The organism is Campylobacter sp. RM12642, assembly GCF_020137635.1.
Lineage (GTDB): Bacteria > Campylobacterota > Campylobacteria > Campylobacterales > Campylobacteraceae > Campylobacter_E.
This window is the reverse complement of sequence record NZ_JACGAT010000010.1, coordinates 1-23,588: the sequence shown is the minus strand read 5'-3', so window position 1 is coordinate 23,588 and position 23,588 is coordinate 1. Positions and strand designations below refer to the sequence as shown.

At 29.2% G+C, this 23,588-nt stretch carries 25 protein-coding genes and 1 tRNA gene; 7 read left to right on the top strand and 19 right to left on the bottom strand.

The window, feature by feature from the left end; all coding sequences use genetic code 11:
• Positions 1-9: 9 nt before the first annotated feature.
• The 13 genes from AVBRAN12642_RS05285 to AVBRAN12642_RS05225 are packed head-to-tail and all read right to left on the bottom strand — an operon-like array spanning position 10 to position 11,772.
• Complete coding sequence (locus tag AVBRAN12642_RS05285; RefSeq protein ID WP_336608061.1) at positions 10-1,386, bottom strand: complex I subunit 4 family protein; 1,377 nt, start codon at positions 1,384-1,386, stop codon at positions 10-12.
• Positions 1,379-3,184, bottom strand: coding sequence for an NADH-quinone oxidoreductase subunit L (nuoL, locus tag AVBRAN12642_RS05280; RefSeq protein ID WP_442862361.1), 1,806 nt, complete (start codon positions 3,182-3,184; stop codon positions 1,379-1,381). Before nuoL ends, AVBRAN12642_RS05285 begins: the two co-directional genes overlap by 8 nt.
• On the bottom strand, positions 3,175-3,453 hold the full coding sequence (gene nuoK, locus AVBRAN12642_RS05275) for an NADH-quinone oxidoreductase subunit NuoK (protein WP_214117476.1): 279 nt from the start codon (positions 3,451-3,453) through the stop codon (positions 3,175-3,177). Before nuoK ends, nuoL begins: the two co-directional genes overlap by 10 nt.
• Positions 3,450-3,959: an NADH-quinone oxidoreductase subunit J gene (locus tag AVBRAN12642_RS05270; RefSeq protein ID WP_214117477.1), complete on the bottom strand. Its 510-nt coding sequence runs from the start codon at positions 3,957-3,959 to the stop codon at positions 3,450-3,452. Before AVBRAN12642_RS05270 ends, nuoK begins: the two co-directional genes overlap by 4 nt.
• Positions 3,952-4,623 carry an NADH-quinone oxidoreductase subunit NuoI gene (gene nuoI / locus AVBRAN12642_RS05265; RefSeq protein WP_336607172.1) on the bottom strand — a complete coding sequence of 224 codons (672 nt, stop codon included), beginning with the start codon at positions 4,621-4,623 and terminating at the stop codon, positions 3,952-3,954. The genes AVBRAN12642_RS05270 and nuoI overlap by 8 nt, the downstream gene beginning before the upstream one ends.
• A gap of 9 nt (positions 4,624-4,632) precedes the next feature.
• Positions 4,633-5,628: an NADH-quinone oxidoreductase subunit NuoH gene (gene nuoH / locus AVBRAN12642_RS05260; RefSeq protein ID WP_214117479.1), complete on the bottom strand. Its 996-nt coding sequence runs from the start codon at positions 5,626-5,628 to the stop codon at positions 4,633-4,635.
• Positions 5,621-8,026, bottom strand: coding sequence for an NADH-quinone oxidoreductase subunit G (locus AVBRAN12642_RS05255; protein ID WP_214117480.1), 2,406 nt, complete (start codon positions 8,024-8,026; stop codon positions 5,621-5,623). Before AVBRAN12642_RS05255 ends, nuoH begins: the two co-directional genes overlap by 8 nt.
• Positions 8,016-8,663 carry a hypothetical protein gene (locus tag AVBRAN12642_RS05250; protein ID WP_336607173.1) on the bottom strand — a complete coding sequence of 216 codons (648 nt, stop codon included), beginning with the start codon at positions 8,661-8,663 and terminating at the stop codon, positions 8,016-8,018. The genes AVBRAN12642_RS05255 and AVBRAN12642_RS05250 overlap by 11 nt, the downstream gene beginning before the upstream one ends.
• A complete protein-coding gene (locus AVBRAN12642_RS05245) occupies positions 8,660-8,887 on the bottom strand; it encodes an NADH-ubiquinone oxidoreductase subunit E family protein (protein WP_214117482.1) in 228 nt (75 codons plus the stop codon). The genes AVBRAN12642_RS05250 and AVBRAN12642_RS05245 overlap by 4 nt, the downstream gene beginning before the upstream one ends.
• Positions 8,884-10,110, bottom strand: coding sequence for an NADH dehydrogenase (quinone) subunit D (nuoD, locus tag AVBRAN12642_RS05240; RefSeq protein ID WP_214149680.1), 1,227 nt, complete (start codon positions 10,108-10,110; stop codon positions 8,884-8,886). The genes AVBRAN12642_RS05245 and nuoD overlap by 4 nt, the downstream gene beginning before the upstream one ends.
• Positions 10,110-10,901 (bottom strand): NADH-quinone oxidoreductase subunit C, encoded by a 792-nt coding sequence (locus AVBRAN12642_RS05235; protein WP_214149681.1) that lies wholly within the window; start codon positions 10,899-10,901, stop codon positions 10,110-10,112. Before AVBRAN12642_RS05235 ends, nuoD begins: the two co-directional genes overlap by 1 nt.
• Positions 10,901-11,401 (bottom strand): NuoB/complex I 20 kDa subunit family protein, encoded by a 501-nt coding sequence (locus AVBRAN12642_RS05230; protein ID WP_214117485.1) that lies wholly within the window; start codon positions 11,399-11,401, stop codon positions 10,901-10,903. Before AVBRAN12642_RS05230 ends, AVBRAN12642_RS05235 begins: the two co-directional genes overlap by 1 nt.
• Positions 11,383-11,772 (bottom strand): NAD(P)H-quinone oxidoreductase subunit 3, encoded by a 390-nt coding sequence (locus AVBRAN12642_RS05225; RefSeq protein WP_214117486.1) that lies wholly within the window; start codon positions 11,770-11,772, stop codon positions 11,383-11,385. Before AVBRAN12642_RS05225 ends, AVBRAN12642_RS05230 begins: the two co-directional genes overlap by 19 nt.
• Before the next feature lie 170 nt (positions 11,773-11,942).
• Here AVBRAN12642_RS05225 and rpsL point away from each other — a divergent pair, with 170 nt between their 5' ends.
• The 5 genes from rpsL (at position 11,943) to AVBRAN12642_RS05200 (ending at position 16,604) form a co-directional block, all read left to right on the top strand.
• Positions 11,943-12,350 (top strand): 30S ribosomal protein S12, encoded by a 408-nt coding sequence (gene rpsL, locus AVBRAN12642_RS05220; RefSeq protein ID WP_214117487.1) that lies wholly within the window; start codon positions 11,943-11,945, stop codon positions 12,348-12,350.
• A gap of 78 nt (positions 12,351-12,428) precedes the next feature.
• Positions 12,429-12,899: a 30S ribosomal protein S7 gene (gene rpsG / locus AVBRAN12642_RS05215; RefSeq protein WP_336607174.1), complete on the top strand. Its 471-nt coding sequence runs from the start codon at positions 12,429-12,431 to the stop codon at positions 12,897-12,899.
• Positions 12,900-12,911: 12 nt separating this feature from the next.
• Positions 12,912-14,987: an elongation factor G gene (fusA, locus tag AVBRAN12642_RS05210; RefSeq protein ID WP_214117489.1), complete on the top strand. Its 2,076-nt coding sequence runs from the start codon at positions 12,912-12,914 to the stop codon at positions 14,985-14,987.
• Positions 14,988-15,046: 59 nt separating this feature from the next.
• Positions 15,047-15,123 (top strand) — tRNA-Arg (locus tag AVBRAN12642_RS05205).
• A 947-nt stretch (positions 15,124-16,070) separates the two neighbouring features.
• On the top strand, positions 16,071-16,604 hold the full coding sequence (locus AVBRAN12642_RS05200) for a YagU family protein (RefSeq protein WP_336607175.1): 534 nt from the start codon (positions 16,071-16,073) through the stop codon (positions 16,602-16,604).
• 29 nt (positions 16,605-16,633) lie between these two features.
• Here the strand turns inward: AVBRAN12642_RS05200 and AVBRAN12642_RS05195 are convergent, their stop codons facing one another.
• Positions 16,634-17,371: a pyrroline-5-carboxylate reductase gene (locus AVBRAN12642_RS05195; protein ID WP_336607176.1), complete on the bottom strand. Its 738-nt coding sequence runs from the start codon at positions 17,369-17,371 to the stop codon at positions 16,634-16,636.
• On the bottom strand, positions 17,368-17,778 hold the full coding sequence (gene fliW / locus AVBRAN12642_RS05190; RefSeq protein ID WP_214117492.1) for a flagellar assembly protein FliW: 411 nt from the start codon (positions 17,776-17,778) through the stop codon (positions 17,368-17,370). Before fliW ends, AVBRAN12642_RS05195 begins: the two co-directional genes overlap by 4 nt.
• An 83-nt stretch (positions 17,779-17,861) precedes the next feature.
• Here fliW and bamD point away from each other — a divergent pair, with 83 nt between their 5' ends.
• Positions 17,862-18,524, top strand: a complete 663-nt coding sequence (bamD, locus tag AVBRAN12642_RS05185; RefSeq protein WP_214117493.1) for an outer membrane protein assembly factor BamD — start codon at positions 17,862-17,864, stop codon at positions 18,522-18,524.
• 27 nt (positions 18,525-18,551) lie between these two features.
• Here bamD and AVBRAN12642_RS05180 read toward each other — a convergent pair whose 3' ends face one another.
• The 4 genes from AVBRAN12642_RS05180 to AVBRAN12642_RS05165 form a co-directional block, all read right to left on the bottom strand.
• The gene (locus AVBRAN12642_RS05180) at positions 18,552-19,214 is read right to left on the bottom strand and encodes an anaerobic ribonucleoside-triphosphate reductase activating protein (RefSeq protein WP_336607177.1); all 663 of its coding nucleotides are present in this window, start codon (positions 19,212-19,214) and stop codon (positions 18,552-18,554) included.
• The gene (gene nrdD, locus AVBRAN12642_RS05175) at positions 19,211-19,342 is read right to left on the bottom strand and encodes an anaerobic ribonucleoside-triphosphate reductase (protein ID WP_214149684.1); all 132 of its coding nucleotides are present in this window, start codon (positions 19,340-19,342) and stop codon (positions 19,211-19,213) included. Before nrdD ends, AVBRAN12642_RS05180 begins: the two co-directional genes overlap by 4 nt.
• Complete coding sequence (locus AVBRAN12642_RS05170; RefSeq protein WP_442862360.1) at positions 19,339-21,408, bottom strand: ribonucleoside triphosphate reductase; 2,070 nt, start codon at positions 21,406-21,408, stop codon at positions 19,339-19,341. Before AVBRAN12642_RS05170 ends, nrdD begins: the two co-directional genes overlap by 4 nt.
• A gap of 267 nt (positions 21,409-21,675) precedes the next feature.
• Positions 21,676-22,002, bottom strand: coding sequence for a rhodanese-like domain-containing protein (locus AVBRAN12642_RS05165; RefSeq protein WP_336607178.1), 327 nt, complete (start codon positions 22,000-22,002; stop codon positions 21,676-21,678).
• 114 nt (positions 22,003-22,116) lie between these two features.
• On the opposite strand from AVBRAN12642_RS05165, the gene AVBRAN12642_RS05160 reads away from it, so the two are divergent.
• Positions 22,117-23,430 carry a cation:dicarboxylate symporter family transporter gene (locus AVBRAN12642_RS05160; protein ID WP_214150246.1) on the top strand — a complete coding sequence of 438 codons (1,314 nt, stop codon included), beginning with the start codon at positions 22,117-22,119 and terminating at the stop codon, positions 23,428-23,430.
• The last annotated feature ends 158 nt before the right edge of the window (positions 23,431-23,588 follow it).

Sequence of the window (23,588 nt, the reverse complement as noted above, 5' to 3'; positions counted from 1 at the left end):
TCTATCTCCTTATACCGCAAAGTTGATATAATCTAAAATTATATTAGGATTTACTCCAAATACAATTATAATCAAAGCTATGAAAGATAAAATTATTATCTTAGATAAACTAACCTTTATGTCTTTAGCTTCATTTTCTTTACTTAAAAAGCTATTTCTAAACATATTGAGCATATAAACAGCTCCAAGTATCACAACTAAAGTAGCAAAAATTCCAGCCATCTTACTAGCTGCAAATACTCCATAAAGAACCAAAAACTCACCTGCAAAGCTTATAGTAAGTGGTAAAGAAATTGATGAAAATAATAAAACTCCAAAAATAAATGTCAAATAAGGCATATGTTTAGCTAAGCCCTTTAACTCACTTAGATTATAAGTTTTGTAATTATCTTTTAAAATTTCAGCGTAAAAAAACATTGCCCCACTTACAATAGCATGAGCTACCATATAAACAACAGCTCCACTTAAAGCAATTGGATGCATAGAAAAAATACCTAAACAAATAATTCCTAAGTGTGATATTGAACTCATTGCACTTAATTCTTTGTAATTTTTCGCATTGCTTGCTAGAAGCGCTGCATAAATTGCTGAAATTATACATAATGTATAAATTATCCCACTAAATTCATTAATACTAACAGCAAATAAAGGAAGGCAAAACTTAATCATTCCAAAAGGCGCCATTTTAAAACTTGCAAGCATTACAGAAACAAAATTAGGTGCTTTTGAATAAGTTTTAATAGCCCAACTATGAAATGGAAAAATAGGAGCTTTTATAGCAAATGCTAGGAAAAATCCTATAAATAATAAAGTATTTTCAATAGGACTTAAATTTGTAGTTGAGAAATAACTAATATCAAAATTTAAAATCGCATCATTAACTCTTGCATTATAAGCTAGATAAATCATAGCAAGTAGCATAAAAATTGAGCCTAAAAATGCAAATACAAAAAATGACCTAGCTAGTTTTGCTTCATTGTTTTTAACCATTAAATATAAAAGTGGAAATAATGAAACTTCCCAAAAAATATAAAATAATAAAGCATCATTTGCTAAAAATAAACCATTCATACAAGCACTTAAAATCATAGCACTTATTAAAAAGTCTTTTGTTTGTTTAGAAAAAAAGCACATTGACAAAAATAGCATTAAATTTGCAACAAAAGCTAAAGTAAATGCTATCTCATCAGCTTTTAAATTAATCCCAAAATTAAAAGCTTTTATTAAAGTATAATTAAATGTATGAATTTCATCAATTATCACATAATAATTAAGGCATAAAATTATAAAAGAAAATAAAATTCCGCTAATTTTAGAAGCCTTATCATTTATAAAATATGCACTAACCCCAAAAATTAAAGGTAAAAATATCAATAAACTAAGCATATATCACCACCATTGTTAAAAGTAAAAACACACAAAATGCACAAATAAACACAATGTGAAGAGTTAAGTTATTGTTTTTGTTCTCACAAGAAACAAGACTTAAAAGCTTTTTAGGACATTCAAAAATAAATGAATATAGACCTTCTTCAAATCCTGTTAATACTTTAGTTAAACATTTATAAGGTTGTATGAAAATAATCTCATATAATTTAGGTATGTAATATTCATTTTCTAAAAGCTTTTTATATTTACAATTGCAAGTTTCTTTTGCACCATTTTTATAAACTACTATAGCTAAAACAATTCCTACTATAGCAACCACTAAAGAAATAGCAATTAATACATAATTATGGTGTAATTCTTGCATAGGAATTCTGATAAATTCAAAGAATTTACTATCCCAAAAACCTGCAATAATTGCTAATATTGCTAAAGGTAGCATTGCAATTAATGCTATAGGTTTTGCTTCGTGTGGATGGATTGTGTGATTTTTTGGAGCAAAAAATACCATCATTAATAGTCTAAAACTATAAAATGCTGTTAAAAACGCTGTAAATAATAAAACAGAATATAAGCCAAAATGCTCTGTTACAAATGCAAAATCTAAAATCTTATCTTTTGAGAAAAATCCTGCGAATGGATAAATACCACTTAAAGCTAAACTTGCAATTATCATTAAAACTGCTGTAACTTTCATAGGTTTATATAATTTACCCATTTTGTAAATGTTTAATTCATCGTGCATTGCGTGCATAATATTTCCAGCACCTAAGAATAATAATGCTTTAAAAAATGCGTGAGTTACTAAATGAAATAATGCTATTTTATAAGCTCCTAAACCACAAGCTACGAACATATATCCAAGTTGAGAAAGTGTAGAAAATGCCACAATTCTTTTTAAATCTTTTGCAGCAATTGCCATTGAAGCAGCAAATAAAGCTACAAAAGCACCTAAACAAGCTATAAAATAACTTACATTTGGAACTTGCGAAAATAAATCGTGAGAGCGAATTACCAAATAAACACCAGCAGTTACCATCGTAGCAGCGTGGATTAATGCTGAAACTGGTGTTGGACCTGCCATCGCATTTGCTAGCCAAGTATGGAATGGAAATTGAGCTGATTTACCCATAGCACCAACAAATAGTAAAGCAGCAATTAAAGTTAATAAATTAGGATTTAACATTTCGTGAAAGCTTAATATAGCAAATACTTCTTTATAACTTAAAGTTCCGAAATTAAAATATATTAAAAATATTCCTAAAAGCATTGCAAAATCACTTATTCTATTCATAATAAAAGCTTCATTTGCTGCTAATGAGAATTTTTCATTTTGATACCAAAAGCCGATTAATAACCAAGAGCATAGACCAACGCCTTCCCATCCAACAAATAGTAATAAGAAATTATCACTCATTACTAAAATTAGCATACAAAATACGAATAAGCCTAAAAATGCAAAGAATTTATTAAAACCTTCATCGTGCTCCATATAATAAATACTATAAAAATGCACACAAGTAGCAACTAATGTTACAACACACATCATAGTAAGGCTAACAGAATCTATTAAAAAGCCGAAATTAACATTTAAAATTCCTATCCAATGACCCAAACTAATATACAAATTCTTATCTGCTAAATAATATAAAGATATAAAAGCAAAAATACAAGCTAAAAGCATTAAATAAGAACAAAAATAACCTATTACTTTATTTTTTGGAGAAAAAGAATAAATTCCTGCAAAAATTGCACTTAATAATGGTAAAAATAAAACACATAATAAACTCATTTGCACTCTCCAAAATCTAGACTTTTATCGCGTCTATATTTAATCACACAAAAGCTAAGCCCAATAGCTACTTCGCAAGCTGCTATTGCCATAATAAAAATAGCAAAAACTTGCCCATCTAAAGCATTGTGCATTTTTGAAATTGCTACAAAAGCTAAATTTGCAGCATTTAACATTATTTCAGTAGATATAAAAAACATTATTAAATTCTGTCTTTTTAATACTCCTACTAAACCAATCAAAAACAATACAATTGATAATAATAAATAATTCATTGTTCTTCCTTTATCTTCTTTGCTACTAGCACGATAGCTGCTATTATTACCATCAGCAAAACCACTGCAACTATCTCAAAAGCTAAAAGGTATTTTGTAAATAAAATAATCCCTAAACTACGAGTATTTTCAAGCTCTTCGCTAACCAATAAACTTGATTGAGATAAATTTAACTTAAATCCTAAAGTCATAATTATCATAAGAACACTCGCTAAAATACTTAAACTAAAAAAAGTTTTTTTATGTTTTAGCTTTTCTTTTAATTCTTTGCTTAAATCAAAAAACATCATAGCAAAACTATAAAGCCCTAAAACAGCCCCACTATATACTATAATTTGAGCAGCACCCAAAAACTCTGCTCCTAATAAAAAATAATGAGCGCTTAAAAATACCATTCCACAAGCAAGAGAGCTAAGAGAATATAAAATATTTTTAGAACTTACCGCAATTATAAAAAATCCCGCAACTAAAGCAGCGAAAATATAAAATATAATTAACTCAAACATCTTTTGCCTCTTTATTCGTTTTATCTTCTTTTGTATCGCTAGAATTTGAAACTGAAGCTTCACTTTCTCTTGCCTTCATTACATCATAATAATTTGGCGTAACTTTTACAAAGTCATCAGCATCAGCTCTTAAACTTCCAGCACCTTCAAATTCAACTTGATTAATTAGATTATCAATTGGAGTTAATATATCTTTTTTATGTGCAAAATATGACCTTTGCTCTGCTGCATTTTCATATTCAACACCATGCACGATAGCAAGTTCAGGACAAACTTCAGCACAAAATCCACAATAAATACAACGACCAAGATTAATAGAATAATTACTTACTAATTTTCTACCATCATCGCCTAATTTTGTCTCCATTCTAATACAATTTGAAATACAAATTTTTTCACACAACCCACAACCAATACAGCGTTCATTTTCGCTTTCAATAAATCTTTGCAATCTATGCACAGCACGATAACGATTATCTAATTTGATTTTTTCCATTGGATATTTAATAGTTGCTGAATTACCCCTTTTTAAGGTTTCATTAATTATAAATGCTAAACCGCTGATTAAATCAGTATTTAAACATCTTTTAACACTTCTTATAAATTTTTCATAAGGAGTAAGAATTAATTTTCTTTTTTCATCTACTACATAATATTTTTTCATATATTCTCCTTATAAAGCCAATAACGCAGTTATAATTAAATTAGCACCCGCAACAGGTAATAATATTAAATAACTCATTCTCATAACTTGATCAGCCCTTAAATGTGGGAAAGTCCCCCTAGCCCAAAAATACCAAGAAAATACAAAGCATATTTTTAAAATCATAGCAATAGCGCCTGGTATGAAATAAAAATCGTTATATCCACCTAAAAATAATAAAGTAATCAAAATTGAGCCTAAAATCATACTAGCATATTCGCCTATAAAAAACATTCCCCAGCGAAGACCACTATATTCAGTGCCATAACCTGCAACTAATTCAGGGTCGTTTTCTGCTAGACATAAAGGAGTTCTGTTTGTTTCAATAAAAATTGCTATTGTAAATAAAACAAATGCAATTGGTTGTTTAAATACTAACCAAGATAAAATTCCACCTTCTTGATAAGCGTTAATATCAACTAAGCTCATAGAACCAGTTAATAAAACAACAGCTAATAAGCAAAGACCACTAACACCTTCATAAGATATGATAGTAACAAGCCCCCTAGCACCACCTATTAAAGGATATTTACTAGAACTTGACATACCACCTAAAAATATAGCATAAGCACAAAGTGATGAGCATCCAGCAATGTATAAAACCGCTATATTTACATCAGCAATAATTGGTTTTATCGTATGCCCAAATAATGTAAATTCAGGAAAAATCGGCACAGCAGCAAAAGCCATAAAAGCACAAATTGCTGATACTAAAGGAGCTACTTTAAATACTTTACTATTTGTCATATATGGGATTAAATCTTCTTTTGTAAATAATTTAATCATATCAGGAACAATTTGTAAAACACCAGCAGGTCCTACCATATCAGGCCCAAGTCTTCTATGAACATAACCTAAAACCTTTCTTTCTAAATAAGTTGCAAATCCAGCTAATGAAGCAAAAATTGCAATTACTAAAAGACATTTAATCAGCGTAACGATTATAAAAAACATAGTCTCACTCATAGCTAATTTCCTTTATATTTAACGCATAGTAGCGTCTTGTTTTAAAGAATTTATAAGGATTAATCTTATCATCAAAAGTAGGTAAATAAGCACCATTTTCAATATTCTTATCTAAAACTACTTTTATAATAATTTCATCTTTATCATCATAAATCTTAACCATAGAATTTTCTTTTAAATTATGTTTAGCTAGATAATCTTTACTTGCGTAAAGTGAAGCACATTCGTTAAAAAAGCTTGATTTATTGGTGTATTTTGATAAATTTCCAATTGGATTTGCAAGTATTACAATATCATCTTTTTTACATTCGCAAGTTGATTTTATATTTTGTGGAATTTGATTATCTTGTTTTAAATTCTTTACAAACTCACAAGTATCAATTAAATACCCACGATGATTATTTCCTGCATTATCATAATGATTTGTCAAATCATCAAAAGCAATATTTAAAAAGCCTTTATCTTTAGGTAATTGCTCTGTATATTCAATCGTATAAAGTGCATCTAATCCAAGAGCATTTGCTAAATCATTTAAATAATATCCTTTAAATTTAAGTGCAGCATTCGTAGGAACAAGCCTTTTATCATAATTTACAAATGTTCCTTCTTGCTCAAGTAGATTTGAACTAGCAAGATTATTATGCTCATCATTTGAAAACGAAAAATCTCCACGCTCATTATATCCTAGAGTAAAACCATCACTAGCTTTACTTAATTTACACAATAAACTTACACCTAAAGTATTAGTGCGTGGTGGGATTAACATAACTTTAAAATCAGTTAATTTTTGAATATTTGCAAGTAAATACGCTAAATATTTTGCATTTTCATGGTAAAAATAATCATTTCCGATAATTAAAGTAAAATTAGCTTTTTTAAGTAATAAATCTTTTAATTTATCTTCATCAAATCCTAATTCTTTAGCTAGGCTTGATTTTTTGATTGTTTCTTGCTTTTTCTCTTTAATCTCATTGCCTTCAGCATCTTTACTTTTAACTTCTACTTCAATTTGTTCTTCATAAAAAGCGTCTTTGATATATGCTAAATCCTGCGGCAAGTCTTTTGCAAAATATTGTAAAATAAATTCTAAAACTTGAGCTTCTTTACCATAATCACAATTTACACTTACGAAATTCTTAGCAATTTTTGAAAATTTTGTATCTTTAATAGGATGAAAATAAAGCCCAGCACCCTTATTCATAACAATTGCATTATTTACTTTATAAGATAAAGTAGGATTATCGTGTCTTAAAAAACTTCCTGCAATTACGATAAAATCAGATTTTTTAACATCATCACTACTTGCATTATAAAAACTACCTGAATGAGCGCAAAAAGTCTTTAAGAAATCTTGAAAACATAAAGCTTCATTATTTACTAAATTAAAGCCATATTTTTGTCTAAGTAATTCTAAAATATATGCTTCTTCATTTGTTATATAGCTATTAAATTTCACATTTTTAATTTTATTATCTTTAAACAACGATACTAAGCGATTAAACTCTACTTCATCTTTACCTTTACAATCGCTTGCTATATCATAAGCAAATCTTGCAGCCTTATTTAAAGTAGTAAAATGAAAATCATTTGAAACTCTATAAACCATCTTAGTATTATCTTTAATACTTTTTTGTTTAACATCATAATACATAAGCTCACAATCACTACTATGTGGATTACTAGCAGGTATGCGAGTAAGTTCCCAAGCATTTGAGCGATATTGAAAATTCTTATTAATAATTGCACCAGTCGGACAAACGCTAACACACTCAGCACATTCTTGACAATCTAAAGTCGTTCCATTTTGTGGAGCTATTAGTGATTTTTGAAATTTTGTCCAAACTGCATAAGCATCTTTACTCATAGTATCTTTAAAATCTTTATCAGGTGCATCTCCACCACGAGCTATAGTTTTTAACTCACTATCTCCGATTTTGTCCTTACATACGGTAATACATCTTTCACAAACTATACAAAGACTTGGGTCATATTGTAAAGCACCCCAATCTTGATGTCTTCTATCTATTTCTTTTATCCAATGATTTTGAGTATCTACTTGTGCTTTATGCGTGAAATTCTGTAATTCACATTCTCCACTTTTATCACAAACTCCGCATTGTAATGGGTGATTTATGCAATAAGTTTGCATAATAGCATTTCTTTCGTCCCATAATTCTTTAGTATTGCTTAATACCTGCATTCCATCTTTTACTTTAGTATTACAAGCGTATGAGCGTTTGCCATCAATTTCAACCATACACATTCTACAAGCTAAAGTTGGGCTGCAATCATTTAAATAGCAAATTGCAGGTATGAAAATATCATTAGCACGAGCAACTTGTAAAACATAATCGCCATCATTAGCTAAGCATTCTTTACCATTAATGTTAATTTTCATTGCTTACTCCTTTAACCACACAAGGACTAAACGCATAAGCATTATCTTTTTTACTTAATGCAAATAATCCTTTTAAACTATTATCAATTTTTACTTTCTTTTTTAATGTTTTAGTTTTTGTTTTAATTTCTACTAAATCAAATTCTTTAATTTTTGCAAGATTTGCAAAAGCTGGACTTACTATAAAATCATCATTATCTAAACATTCATATAAAATAAGCCCATTATTATCATCTAATTCAACCAACTCAACATCTTTTAATTCATAATCAAACATAAGTTTTAAATCAAAATGTTTAGCCAATTTACTTGCAAAATAATATATATTTTTGTCTTTATGATAAAGCAAATTACTATCTAATAAAATTAAATCAGCACTCTTTAAAAATTCTAAAATCTCACTAGCTTCTTCTTCTCCAAAACAACTCTCAGCACTAAGTTCGCCTATATCAAATTCGCTTAAATTAAGCATAGTGCAAAACAATGCTAAAACATAGCTTTCGGTTCCTAGTTCGCATTTATAAAATTTTTGTTTTAATCTCTCATCGTAAAAACTACCGATATTTACTATTTCATCTTGGCTAAAATGACTTAAGACTTCTTTACTTGCATAATTTAAGAAGCTTAATATTTTCATTTTGCTTCCTTTTTAATAACTATAGTCCAATCACTTTGATTAAACTTAAGTGAGTTCATCATCTTACAATTATTATTAGCTACAAATTCATAAGATTTATCAATATTAGAAAAATCTCCGATTTCAAATAAAACAACCAAAACTTCATTAGCTTTAGCATTATCAATATGAGTTTTTAAATCAGCAAATAAATCTTTACTTTTTCTAAGGTCAATTCTTCTCATCTATCAATCTCCCCTAAAACAATATTTGTTGAACCCATAATAGCCACAACATCAGCCACATAAGTTCCAACCAAAAGCTCTTCATAAAACGAACAATGCCAAAAACTAGGAGTTCTAGCTTTAAGACGATAAGGTCTAGTTGAACCATCACTTTTAATAAAATATCCAAGCTCTCCTTTAGGACTTTCTGTTGGCACATATACATCTCCAACAGGTGGGCGAAGACCTTGAGTAACTAATACGAAATGCTGCATTAAAGAATAATTTTGGGTCATAATTTGTTCTTTACTTGCACTTACAAATTCTTTATTGTTGCAAATTAATTCAGGAGAACTCTCTCTATACATAGGCACTAATTGTCTAAGTATTTTTACACTCTCACGAAACTCTTGCATATAGCATTTATATCTTGCGTAAGTATCTCCTTGGTTTGCAACGGGAACACCAAATTGAACTTCATTATAAAGTAAATATGGCTCTTCTTTTCTAATATCCCATTCAATTCCACTTCCACGAAGCATTACGCCACTACAACCCCAGCTTAATGCTTGTTCTTTTGTAACAACCCCAACGCCTTCTGTTCTAAGACGCCAAATTCTATTATCATCAAGTAAGGTTTCATAATCTTTTACATCGTTTAAGAATTTATCACAAAATGCTAATAATTCTTGAGTAAAATTAGCTGGTAAATCAAGCATTGCACCACCTATTCTCATAGATGAATGTGTAAGTCTTGCACCACAATATTTTTCTATTAAATCCATAACATATTCACGCTCTCTAAAGCAATATAAAAATACAGTCATTGCTCCAATATCAAGTGCGTGAGTTGCAAGCCATAATAAATGACTAGCAAGTCTATTTAATTCTAATAACATCATTCTAATGATTTGAGCTCTTCTAGGAATTTCTAAACCACAAAGCTTCTCAACAGCTGCTACATAAGCATAGTTATTTGCACTTGCTGCTACATAATCCATTCTATCAGTAGTTGGAATAAATTCTTGATAAATCATATTTTCAGCCATTTTTTCCATACCACGATGCATATAACCAATCATTGGAGTGCATTTAACTACTTTTTCCCCATCAAGCTCTAACACTAATCTTAAGTTTCCGTGTGAGCTTGGGTGCTGAGGACCAAGATTTATAATCATTCTGCCATCTTCTTTACTAAAGGCTACATTTTCATAATAAGGTTTTAACTTTGATGGTATTTGCATTATCTTCTTCCTTCTATGAATTTTGAATCAGCACGCTTAACTTTCTTAACAAACATTACGCCTTCATCTTCTTGATATTCTTGTTTATAAGCAATACTAATAGGCTCAGCTCCTTTTGGAACTTCGTGATAAATTCTAGAAAAATTATTTGTATCATTACAATCAACTCTTCCTGAATCACGATTTTCAGGCCCTACAACTTCACGATATTCCTTACCAAAAATTCTATCTATTTCATACCATTTGGCAAATTCATCTCCTTCTAAAGGATAAGATTTTTTAAGTGGATAATCAAACCAATCATCAGGCATTAATAGTCTTTTTAAGTTAGGGTGATTAATAAAATTTACACCCAACATATCATAAGCTTCTCTTTCAGACCAATTTAAACCCTTAAATACACAAACTCCACTTTCAATAGTTTCATCTGCTTTACAGGTTGTAACTATTCTAAGCCTTTGCTTTTTATTCATATTTAATAAAAGATATTGAACTTCATAAGAATTATCTTTAGCTAAATAATCAGAACAAATCAATTCAGTAAAAGTTGTAAAACCTAAATCTTTAGCCTTTCTTAAAGCCTTTAAATTATCTTCTTTATTGATTATAAAAACTGCAATATCAAGCTCAATAAAAGAATTTAAAATAGAAAAATTATTATTAAACTCATCAAATAAATATTCAAATTCACTACCTTTTATATCAATTTTAGTAGTTTGTGGTGCGTGATAAAATCTATCTTTGTAGTAGTCTTGCTTTTGCGCATTAATCTTGTCTTTATATTCTCTCATTACACCAACCTTTTTGCTGCTATTTTTTTAGATATTTTTTCTTTTCTAATTTTCTTTTGAAGTATCATTAAAGCAAACTGAAAACTTTCAGGACGTGGAGCACAACCAGGAACATAAATATCAACAGGAACTATCCTATCAACACCTTGAACCGTTGAATAAGTATTAAACATACCACCAGTGTTTGCACAACTACCAACAGATATAACCCACTTTGGATCAGGCATCATATCGTATAATCTTCTTGTAAATTCTGCATGTTTTTTACTAAGAGTTCCAGCTACAAGCATTACATCGCTATGTCTTGGACTTGCTCTAAAAATAGTTCCAAATCTATCAAAATCATACCTTGAACCACCACCAGCCATCATCTCAATAGCACAACAAGCAAGACCATAAGAAAATGCCCATAAAGAGTTACTTTGACCCCAACCAACTAACTTATCTACCGAAGTTAAAGCTATTGGCATTCCATTTGTGTTTAATTGATGCTCTGCCATTGTAACGCTCCTTTTTTATACGCATAGATAAAACCAACTAAAAGTAAAACAAAAAAACAAACCATTTCAATCAATGCAAAAAGTCCTAATTGCTTATACATTAAAGCCCAAGGATACATAAAAACAACTTCTATATCAAATAATATAAAAATTAAAGCAAAAATAAAAAATTGTGAATTTATTTTAACTGCTTGTTTTTGCGGTAAAGGTCCGCACTCATAAGGTCCTAAGCCTAATTTTTTTCTATTTTTTCTAGCTAAAGAATTTCCTATTGTTTTTGCTAAAAAAACTAGTCCAAAAAATAAGCCTGTAGCAATAACTAACATTGCTAAAATGCCGAAATACTGAATATCCACATCTGAACTAGACATTTTAATTCCTTTCAAAATTTTTTTGGATTTACTAAAAAATAATTCGTAAATGATAGTGAAAAAAACTTAATTATTTCTTGTTCTCAATTAAGGTTAAAAGTATTAAAACTTTTTTAAGAAAAATATTATATAATCACGACTTTTTAATAAATTTTTTGAAAGGATGAAACGTGCCTACCATAAATCAATTGGTTAGAAAAGAACGCAAAAAAGTGATTGTTAAATCAAAATCACCAGCGTTAAAAGATTGCCCACAAAGACGTGGCGTTTGTACAAGAGTTTATACTACAACTCCTAAAAAACCTAACTCAGCGTTAAGAAAAGTTGCAAAAGTTAGATTAACAACAGGATTTGAAGTTATTAGTTATATTGGTGGTGAAGGACACAACCTACAAGAACACAGCATCGTTTTAGTGCGTGGCGGAAGGGTTAAAGACTTACCAGGTGTTAAGTATCACATCGTTCGTGGTGCTTTAGATACTGCAGGTGTTGCAAAGAGAACAGTTTCAAGATCAAAATATGGAACAAAAAGACCAAAGCCAGGTCAAGCAGCAGCTCCTACAAAAGGCAAAAAATAAAAACGAGTTTCACAGATTTGCAGCTTAGATATGCGGCATAATTTGAGTAAATTATAATTTAAAGTTGAAGAGGAAAAAATGAGAAGAAGAAGAGCACAAGTTAGAGAAGTTCTAGCTGATCCTATTTATGGTAGTAAAGTAATTACAAAATTTATTAATTCATTAATGTATGATGGTAAAAAATCTGTTGCTACTGAAATTTTATATGGTGCGATTGATTTAATATCGTCTAAAAATAGCGAAATTAAAGGTATAGATATATTTAATGATGCTATTGAAAATGTAAAACCTGTTTTAGAAATTAAAGCACGCCGTGTTGGTGGTGCAACTTATCAAGTTCCTGTTGAAGTTCGCCCTGTTCGCCAACAAGCACTAGCAATTCGCTGGATTATTCTAAACGCTAGAAAAAGAAGCGAAAGAACAATGATTGAAAAATTAGCAGGTGAGTTAATGGATGCAGCAAATAGCAAAGGTGCAGCATTCAAGAAAAAAGAAGATACTTACAAAATGGCAGAAGCGAACAAAGCATTTGCACATTATAGATGGTAAAAAGGAGTTAAAATGGCAAGACAAACTCCTTTATCTCGTGTTAGAAATATTGGTATTGCTGCGCACATTGACGCAGGTAAAACTACAACATCAGAAAGAATTTTATTCTTTACTGGTATGAGTCATAAAATTGGTGAAACTCACGAAGGTACAGCTACAATGGACTGGATGGAGCAAGAAAAAGAGCGTGGTATTACAATTACTTCAGCTGCTACAACTTGCTTTTGGAAAGACCACCAAATCAACCTAATTGACACCCCAGGCCACGTTGACTTTACTATTGAAGTTGAGCGTTCAATGAGGGTTTTAGATGGTGCTGTATCAGTATTTTGCTCTGTTGGTGGAGTTCAACCACAAAGTGAAACCGTATGGAGACAAGCAAATAAATATCATGTTCCAAGAATAGTATTCGTAAATAAAATGGATAGAGTTGGAGCAAATTTTTATAATGTTGAAGCACAAATTAAAAATCGTTTAAAAGCTAATCCAGTTCCAATTCAAATTCCAATTGGTGCTGAAGACACATTCCGTGGTGTAGTTGATTTAGTAAAAATGGTTGCTTATGTTTGGGATGATGATAAAAAACCAACAGATTATACAGAAATTGAAATTCCAGCTGACTTAAAAGAAAAAGCTGAAGAATATAGAACAAAATTAGTAGAAGCAGTTGCTGAAACTAGTGAAGAACTAATGGATAAATACCTAGGTGGAGAAGAATTAACAAACGATGAAATCTACAAAGGTATCAAAAAAGGTTGCCTTGACTTATCAATTATTCCTATGTGCTGTGGAACTGCATTCAAAAATAAAGGTGTTCAACCACTACTAGATGCTGTTGTAAAATACTTACCAGCTCCTGATGAAGTTGCAGATATTCGTGGTCAATATGAAGACGGCACAGAAACAAGTGTTAAATCAACTGATGATGGCGAATTTGCAGGATTAGCATTCAAAATTATGACTGACCCATTCGTTGGACAACTTACTTTCGTTCGTGTTTATCGTGGAAAACTTGAAAGTGGTAGTTATGCTTACAATGCAACAAAAGATAAAAAAGAAAGAATTGGTCGTTTATTAAAAATGCACTCAAACAAGCGTGAGGAAATTAAAGAACTTTATGCTGGAGAAATTGGTGCTATCGTAGGTCTAAAAGATACATTAACAGGTGATACTTTAGCAAGTGAAAAAGATAAAGTAATTTTAGAAAAAATGGATTTCCCTGATCCTGTTATTAGTGTTGCAGTTGAGCCAAAAACTAAAGCTGACCAAGAAAAAATGGGTATCGCACTTAATAAACTTGCACAAGAAGACCCAAGCTTTAGAGTTTCAACTGATGAAGAAAGCGGACAAACTATTATTTCAGGTATGGGTGAATTACACCTTGAAATTATCGTAGATAGAATGCTTAGAGAATTTAAAGTTGATGCTGAAGTAGGTAAGCCACAAGTTGCTTATCGTGAAACAATCCGCCAAAGTGTTGAGCAAGAATACAAATATGCAAAACAATCTGGTGGTCGTGGTCAATATGGACATGTATTCTTACGCCTTGAACCACTTGAGCCAGGTAAAGGATACGAATTCGTTAATGATATTAAAGGTGGGGTTGTTCCAAAAGAATATATTCCTGCAGTTGATAAAGGTATTCAAGAAGCATTACAAAATGGTGTTTTAGCTGGATATCCTGTAGAAGACGTAAAAGTTACACTATTTGATGGAAGTTATCACGAAGTTGACTCAAGCGAAATGGCATTTAAATTAGCTGCTTCAATGGGCTTTAAAGAAGGTGCTAGAAAAGCTGGTGCTGTAATACTTGAACCTATTATGAAAGTTGAAGTTGAAACACCTGAAGATTATATGGGTGATGTAATTGGAGATTTAAATAAACGCCGTGGTCAAGTAAATAGTATGGATGAGCGTGGTGGAAATAAAATCATCGCAGCATTCTGCCCACTTGCTGAAATGTTTGGATATTCAACTGACTTAAGAAGCCAAACACAAGGTCGTGCTACATATTCAATGGAATTTGACCACTATAGTGAAGTTCCAAGAAATGTTTCTGAAGAAATCATCAAAAAAAGAAATATGTAATATCTAAACTAGGGATTTTAATCCCTAGTTCTTCAAAAAAATAATAATCAAATCTTTTAGTCCTCATAGCTCAGCTGGATAGAGCGTAGAATTCCTAATTCTAAGGCCACAGGTTCAAATCCTGTTGGGGACACCACTTAATATTTATTTGAAAATATATTTAAGCTTCTAAAGTATTTTTTATAATTATTATATATTTTTATCTTTACTTATAAAAACATATAATAAGACTTAAAATATTTAAAAAATTACTAAGAAACAATCATAAATAAATAGCGAGTGATAAAGCATAAAACCTAAAAGGCACAAAGAAAGCGTTTCTATTGTATATATGTAAGAACAAACTATAACCAATCTAATAATTTAACTAAATGTATAAGTGATTTTGCATTCTCTTTATTAATTATTATTAAAAAATACTCTTAATATTTTAAAATATTAATTCTAATATATTTAATCGATTTTAAGCCTAATATATTGATTTGTATACTAAAATTGCAAATGCTAATGCAGTATAATTTATGTATTTTAATTCTAAAATGTTTAAATATATCATTTCCAATTAACTAAACTTGCGATTATCAACAATCTTAAATATTCACGGATAATACTATGATTATTAAATGTAAACAAGATAGAGAAAATAATATTGTAATTATTAGCATATAGATTAAAGCTTTATACCATAAGTTTAAATAAATATAAGAGCAGTTGCAATACTTGAAATAAAAAAAGCTTTTATTACCAATAAAAAACATATATTATAAATTAAATACTACAAACCCTATCATTATTTTATAATACTATCGCTATACTTTTCTAATTTATAACATATACTTAAAATAATCATCTATATATTATTTATAAATAATTTAAAATAATACTTTTAAAATTTTATAAAATAATATATAAAAAATATATATTTGTTTAAATTAATAGTATGAAAAACTATATTAATTTATTTTAATAAAATTAATAATTTAGGTAATTAATTAATAAATATTATTAAAAGATAATATATTTTATTTAATTATTAATATTAGTTAGTATAATTCAGTTTTAATTTATTTTTAAGGAGATTTTATGACTTTTACAAAACCTAGCGATAGGCGTTTGACTTTATCTTTTTGGATTGGAATTCTAGCTGGAATATTCGGTGCTATTGTTAAATGGGGCTGGGAAGTGCCATTTCCACCAAGAAATCCTAATTTTGTTTGGCCTCTTGATGCATTAGAAAGAACCACTCCACCTAAAATATTTTTAGAACAAATTGGTATGCCTACTGATTTTACTTATATGTTTTCAGGTATGGATATGCCTTTATCAATTTTCATTGTTCATGTTGGATTTTCAATCGTATTTGGTGTTATGTATTGTATGATTGCAGAAATTTGGCCTCGTATTAAAATGTGGCAAGGTGCTGTATTTGGATTCTTCGTATATTTATTCGCGCATGTAATTGTAATGCCTTTAATAGCACAAGTTCCTCCTTTATCACAAATTCCATTTGATGAACATTTATCAGAAATATTTGGACATATTGTATGGCTATGGGGAATGGAAATAGTAAGAAGAGATATAAGAAATAGAATTACAAAATCACCTGATATTGAATAAACTTTACACACCTTTTTTAGGTGTGTAAATTAATTTTTACTTGCACTAGCTTTTATAGCTTTTATAAAAGCACTTCTAACAGCTTCATCTTCTAAAACATTAACACCTTTTATACTAACTCCAGCAGGAGAACATACGCCTTCTTTAATTAATGCTGGATGATTATTAGCAATTAAACTCTCAAAACTGGCAAATAATGATTTTACCAACTCATAAGCTTTATCGTTTTTAAGCCCTATGCTAACTCCACCATTAGCTAAAGCTTCAGCAACTAATGCTAAAAACGCAGGGGCACAACCATTAATAGCCATAGCTAAATTAAGCTCATTTTCATTCTCACATTCTATTGCCACCCCAAAACCTTTAATAATATTTAAAGCTAAATCAAAATATTTATGAGTTTTATCTCCTACATAAGTAGTGCAAGATTTATTGTATTCAGCAGCAATATTTGGCATAATTTTTAAATAATATTCAGCTGAAATTACTTTTAAACTATCAATACTAATTCCTGCTAAAGGACTAATGATAATTTTTGCAGTTTTACCTAAAAATTTTTTACTAACTTCATCTAAATTATATGGCTTAAAGCATAAAATACAAATCTTATTAGCAATATCAAATTCTTCATAAGAAATACAATTTTTAATACCTACATTTAATTTATTTCTTACTACAAAAACCACATTAAAATTTGAATTCTCTAATCCTTTAGCAATAGCTTTCGCCATTTTGCCATTGCCAAGGATATAAATATTTTCATTCATTGCTTTAGTTCATTCATATTTTGTTGTAAGAAATTTTTAATCTTTTCTGTTGGATGATAGAATGGATATTGAGTTGGGTCTAAAATAATTTGTGCCATAGTGTTATTATCGTGGTTTAAAATCACCGGAGCTAACATATTTATAGTAGATTCTTCAACACTTTTATTTAAAATCAAAATATTATAAATTTCAATATTTGAACTAGCTGTAACTTCAAGTAAAGCTTTGTAAGAAAGTGGCATATCAAATTCGTATTCTTTACAAATAGCATAAGGATTTAACATAGTAAATGTAAAACCTCTACCATCAACACTCTTTAATCTTGCGAAACAATCATACATTTTTTCTAACTCTACTTTTGTAGTATCTTCAAAACCTAATATAGGAAACTTAACTTCAAATATCATTATTTCTCCTTTAAAAAAATATCCTAAGTATATAATAAATATTTAACATTAGAACTTATAATCGCCTTTTTAAAGGAAAATAAATGAAAAAACTTAATATTTTTTTACTAATTTTAACGATATTTTTTAGCGCTTGTGCTAGCAATAAAAAAGATATGTTTGATGATTATAATTTAAGCGATAGTGCTTGGTTAGAAAAAATCATTGAAAGCGTAAAAAAGAATGATTTAGAAAAAGCAGATAGTGATTATATATCTTTATATAGTGAGCATATAAATAGCCCACTTTTAGCAAGTGCTATGTTAATTTTATCACAAGCACACGCAAATGAGCACGAGTATTTGTTAGCAAATTATTACATAGATGAATACATAAAATTATATGGTAATAGCCAAAATTACGAATGGCTAAATTATCTTAAAATTAGAAATAATTTTTATGCTTTTTCATTGCCTAATAGAAATCAATATTTGCTTTTAGACTCAATTAAAGATGCTGATATTTTCTTATCTACTTATAAAAATTCAAAATATACGCCTTTAGTAAATAGCATTAAGACTAAATTAAATCTTACTCAAATTATGCTAGATACTGATATTAGGAATTTATATAGAAGAATGGGACACGATATAAGCGAAGAAATCTATGATAAAAAGATTAAAGATAGTGATTTAAATGATATTAAATATATAAAACCAAGACTTCCTTGGTATAGAAGATTATTTGAAAGCAGCTATGCACTTTGATTTAGGAATTTAATTCCTAAATTTTATTTAATTAAAATTCCTTAACACAAAATCATCATTAAGTCTATCAAAATCAATCGTTTTAATGCTTTGCTTTAGATTAGCAATATTTGGCACTTCTAGGAATTTTTGCAAATAATATTTATTTTTATAACCTTTTTTTCTTAAATACTCATTCATCTTAAGCACTTCATCAACACTAAGCAAATCAAAATGCCAAGTAGTTCTTATTTCAAATTCTGCTTTAAAATCTAGCAAAATATCTAAAGTCTTATCAAACTCATCAAAATAATCAAGCCCCGTAAGAGCTTTTAGTTTCTCTTTAGGGGCTTTAAAGTCAATAGCAAAATAATTTGCTAAATCATTTTCTAAAATATTTTTAATTACATTAGGATTTGAGCCATTGCTATCAATTTTGATTAAATAGCCTAAGCTTTTTGCTAATTTTATATAATCTAATAAATTAGAAGAATTAGTGCATTCTCCACCACTAAAAACAACCCCATCAACCAAACCTACCCTACTTTCTAAAAAGCTTTTTAATTGATTCTTACTTACATTAGAAAAACCATTGATAATATGCTCGTTATAGCAATATTTACACCTTAAATTACAACCTGCAATCCACACTATGCAAGAGATATAATTAGGATAATCAATCACACTAAAAGGGGTAATATCATAAATCATTTGATAACAAACATTTTCCTTTCTTTATGTTCGCCTTTTTTGCCTAGATTAAAGCTTTCTACGGGTCTGTGATAACCCATTACTCTAGTATAAACCATACATTTTGTTCTTTTGTCGTTATTTTTCATTCTTTCTCCTTTAATAATTCATCACATTTAGGGCAATACTCATGCTCTCCTGCAATATATCCATGTATTGGACATACGCTAAAAACAGGCGTTATCGTAAAATATGGCAAACGATAATTATTCGCTATTTTTTTAACCAATCTTTTACAAATTTCTTTGTTTTCTAATCTTTCTTTCATATAAAGATGAAGAACAGTTCCACCCGTATAAGCACACTGCAAATCATCTTGCATATTGAGTGCAAAAAATGGATCATCAGTGTAATTTACAGGTAGTTGTGTGCTATTTGTATAATAAATCTCATCGCCATTTCCTGCTTGGATAATATCTTTAAATCTTTTTTTATCTTCTTTAGCAAAACGATAGGTCGTCCCTTCTGCTGGAGTGGCTTCAAGATTATATAAATTACCTGTTTCTTTTTGAAATTGCTTAATTTTTTCTCTAATATAATTTACTAATTTAATGCAAAAATCTTTTCCTATTTCTGAACTTATATCATAAGCATCATTGCTAAAATTCCTAAGCATTTCATTAGCCCCATTTATCCCTATAGTTGAAAAATGATTATTAAAACTTGGCAAATACCTTTTAGTATAAGGATAAAGCCCCCTATCATACATTTTTTGAATGAAAGCCCTTTTTAATTCAAGACTATCACGGGCTAAAATTAATAGCTCATCTAAGCGTTTATAAAGACCCTTTTCATCTGCTTTATACAAATACCCCAAACGAGCTAGATTGATAGTAACTACACCAATACTTCCTGTCATTTCAGCACTTCCAAAAAGCCCACCGCCACGCTTTAACAATTCTCTTAAATCAAGCTGAAGCCTACAACACATAGAGCGAACCGCATTTGGTTTATAAGCATTTTCATCTTCTACTTTATTGCCAAACTCATCTAATTTATATTGTGAGCCTAAGAAATTTTGAAAATATGATGAGCCCATTTTTGCTGTATTTTCAAAAATCGCATCGGCTACTTCATTGTCCCAGTCAAATTCTTCAGTAAGATTTATAGTAGGGATTGGAAAGGTAAAAGGCTGATGATTTTTATCGCCTTCGCTTAAAACTTCATAAAATATCCTAACAATTCTTTGCATTTCTTCTTCAAAATCACCATAAGTTAGCTCTTCTAATGAGTTTTTTCCACGCATTTTTGCCTTTTGCTCTAATTCATCATCCTTTATGCCCTTAAAAAAATGAATATCATTAGTGGTTGGAAATTGATTTTTTAAATCTTGCGGACAAACTATGTCTAAAGTAATATTAGTAAATGGACTTTGTCCCCAACGAGCAGGGACATTTAGGTTATAAACAAAACTTATTAAAGCCTTTTTAATTTCTAAATCACTTAATTTATCTTTAAAAACATAAGGAGCAAGATAAGTATCAAAACTTGAAAACGCTTGAGCTCCAGCCCATTCGCTTTGTAAAATACCCAAAAAATTAGCCATTTGCCCTAAAGCTTCTTTAAAATGCCTAGGGGCTTTGCTTTCAACCCTACTTCTTACTCCATTAAATCCTTCATTTAATAATACTCTTAAACTCCAACCCGCACAATATCCACTAAGACAATCTAAATCGTGTATATGAAAATCAGCATTCCTATGTGCTAAGCCCATTTCATCACTATAGACATTATCTAGCCAATAATTTGCAATGACTTTTCCTGCAGTATTATTTATAAGTCCTGCGTGAGAATAGCCTGTGTTTGAATTAGCATTAATTCTCCAATCGCTTTTGTTTATATATTCGCTTATTGTATTTGAGCAGTTAATATAAGTGCCATATTCTAGGTCTTTTTCACGACGAAGTTTTCTAGTGTGTCTATAAAGCATAAAGCTTTTCAATACTTCAAATTCTTTTTCATTAAATAGTGTTTTTTCAATTTTATCTTGTATTTCTTCAACGCTTACTAAGTCTTTATTCTCACACTCTTTAATAACTAAAGATATTAAAGAATTTGAAGCTTCTTTATTACAACTTGCATAAGCTTTTTTGATAGCATTTTCTATCTTATAAGGTTTAAAAACTTCTTTTAATCCATTTCTTTTAAGTATCATTTTGATTGTCCTTTTTATAATGAATATTTTCATTTTATTTTTAAAAGTTAAAGAAAAGTTGCTACTAAGTTAAGCCAAAATCAAACTGAAACTTTAAAGTAATTAATAATAATTTTAAAATATTTAAAACATTTATCGTATCGGACTTTGTTTGATTTTGATAAAAAGAATTTAAAATAAGAATTTTTTAAAAATTTTAATTATTTGACTATTTTAATAATAATTATTATAAATAGTCAAATATGTTACATATTGTAATGATTTTAATTAATTTTTTACTTTATCTGGGTAATTTTGACACATTGCAATAATACCACCTGATAAATTAAGAGCGATTTTTTCTTTTTGATTTAAAAACTCACATAAAAACGCACTTCTTGCTCCGCTTCTACACATAATTACTAATGTTTTAGAATTATTTTTAATAATCTCATCAAAGTCTTTTTTGATAGTTTCTTCATCAGCTGTATTAAAATCTATAGGATAAAGTAAAGTATCTTCTAAACTAAATTCATCTATTTCTTCTTGAGTTCTAATATCTACTATTAAATGTTTATCAAAATCTATATCTTTTGCATTGATATTTATATTCATATTTTATCCTTTGTGTAAATTCGTAACATTTTTTATCTAATTTATTATTAAAAATTATCAAAAAAATATTTTTTTGGTTATTATGAGTGAATATTATCTAAAAAAGGAAAAAAAATGAGCAGGTATTTTAAAAGCCTTATTTTTTGGGTTATTGTAGGATTAATCCTAGGAATTGTTGTTGGAGCCATGCCTCCTATTAAAATAGAAGCACTTGGAATAGAAAATCTAGCTATTTGGTCTAAAGTGTTTATTGATATGTTTATTAAAGCATTAAAGCTTTTAATTGGACCTATCATTTTTGTAATGATTATTCTAGGAATAGTTGGACTAGGAGATATTAAAAAAATCGGCGGAATTGGTGTTAAGGCTGTAATTTACTTTGAAGTAGTAAGCACACTTGCTCTAATCGTAGGTATATTTATGGCTAGAATTTTACAACCTGGAGTTGGTATGAATCTTGATATCAATGCTTTAGATGCGTCAAGTGTTGATAAATATGTAAAAGCTTCTCAAGGTAGTGAAAGTAGTTTTTGGGGAGTTTTAAAAGGAGCAATTCCACAAGATTTAGTAAGCCCATTTACAGATGGAAAAACATTACAAGTTTTATTTATAGCATTATTTACAGCATTTATTGTAATAACTTTAAAAGAGCAAGATAGAGAATATATCAAAAAAGCTTTAGAAGTGTTCCAATCATTTGTATTTAAAATTCTTACTTTAATTATGTATTTTAGCCCACTTGCTACATTTGGTGCTATGGCTTATCTAATATCAAAATTTGGCTTAAGCTCACTTGTAAATATGGGATATTTATTATTTGTTATGCTTGCTGCTTGTTGTGTATTTATATTTGGAGTTTTAGGAATAATTTGTTATGTAGCTAAAGTAAATATATTTAAATTCATTAGATTTATAGCTAAAGAATTATTAATCGTATTTACAACAAGCTCAAGCGAGAGTGCATTATTACCACTTATGAAAAAATTAGAAAAAGCAGGAATTGATAAAAGCTGTGTTGGTTTAGTTTTACCTACTGGATATAGCTTTAACTTAGATTGTACAAATATTTATCTAGCTATGGCTGTAATATTTTTAGCACAAGCATTTAATATAGATATTAGCCTATGGCAAGAAATTACAATTTTACTTATATTAATGGTTACTAGTAAAGGTGCTGTTGGAGTAACAGGAAGCGGCTTTATCGTTTTAGCAGGAACTCTTAGCTCATTAGGAGATAATTTAATCCCTGTTGCAACAATCACCGTTTTATTAGGAGTTGATAAGTTTATGAGTGAGATGAGAGCGTGTGGAAACTTATGCGGTAACTCTGTTGCTTGCTTAATAGTTGCTATATGGAATAAACAAATAGATATGGAAAAATTCCGCTACGCACTAGACCACCCTAATGATTTTAAAATACAAGATTAGGAATACTTTTTGCTTTTGATATCCTGCAATATGAAAGGATATCAAATGCAAGTGTTAGAACAAGCTTTTTCTTTATTTGCTGTGCTAGTTTGCATAGCAACAATTTTTATTAAAAAAAATAATGAAAACCAAGAAAAATAAGGTTTTACCTGAATTAA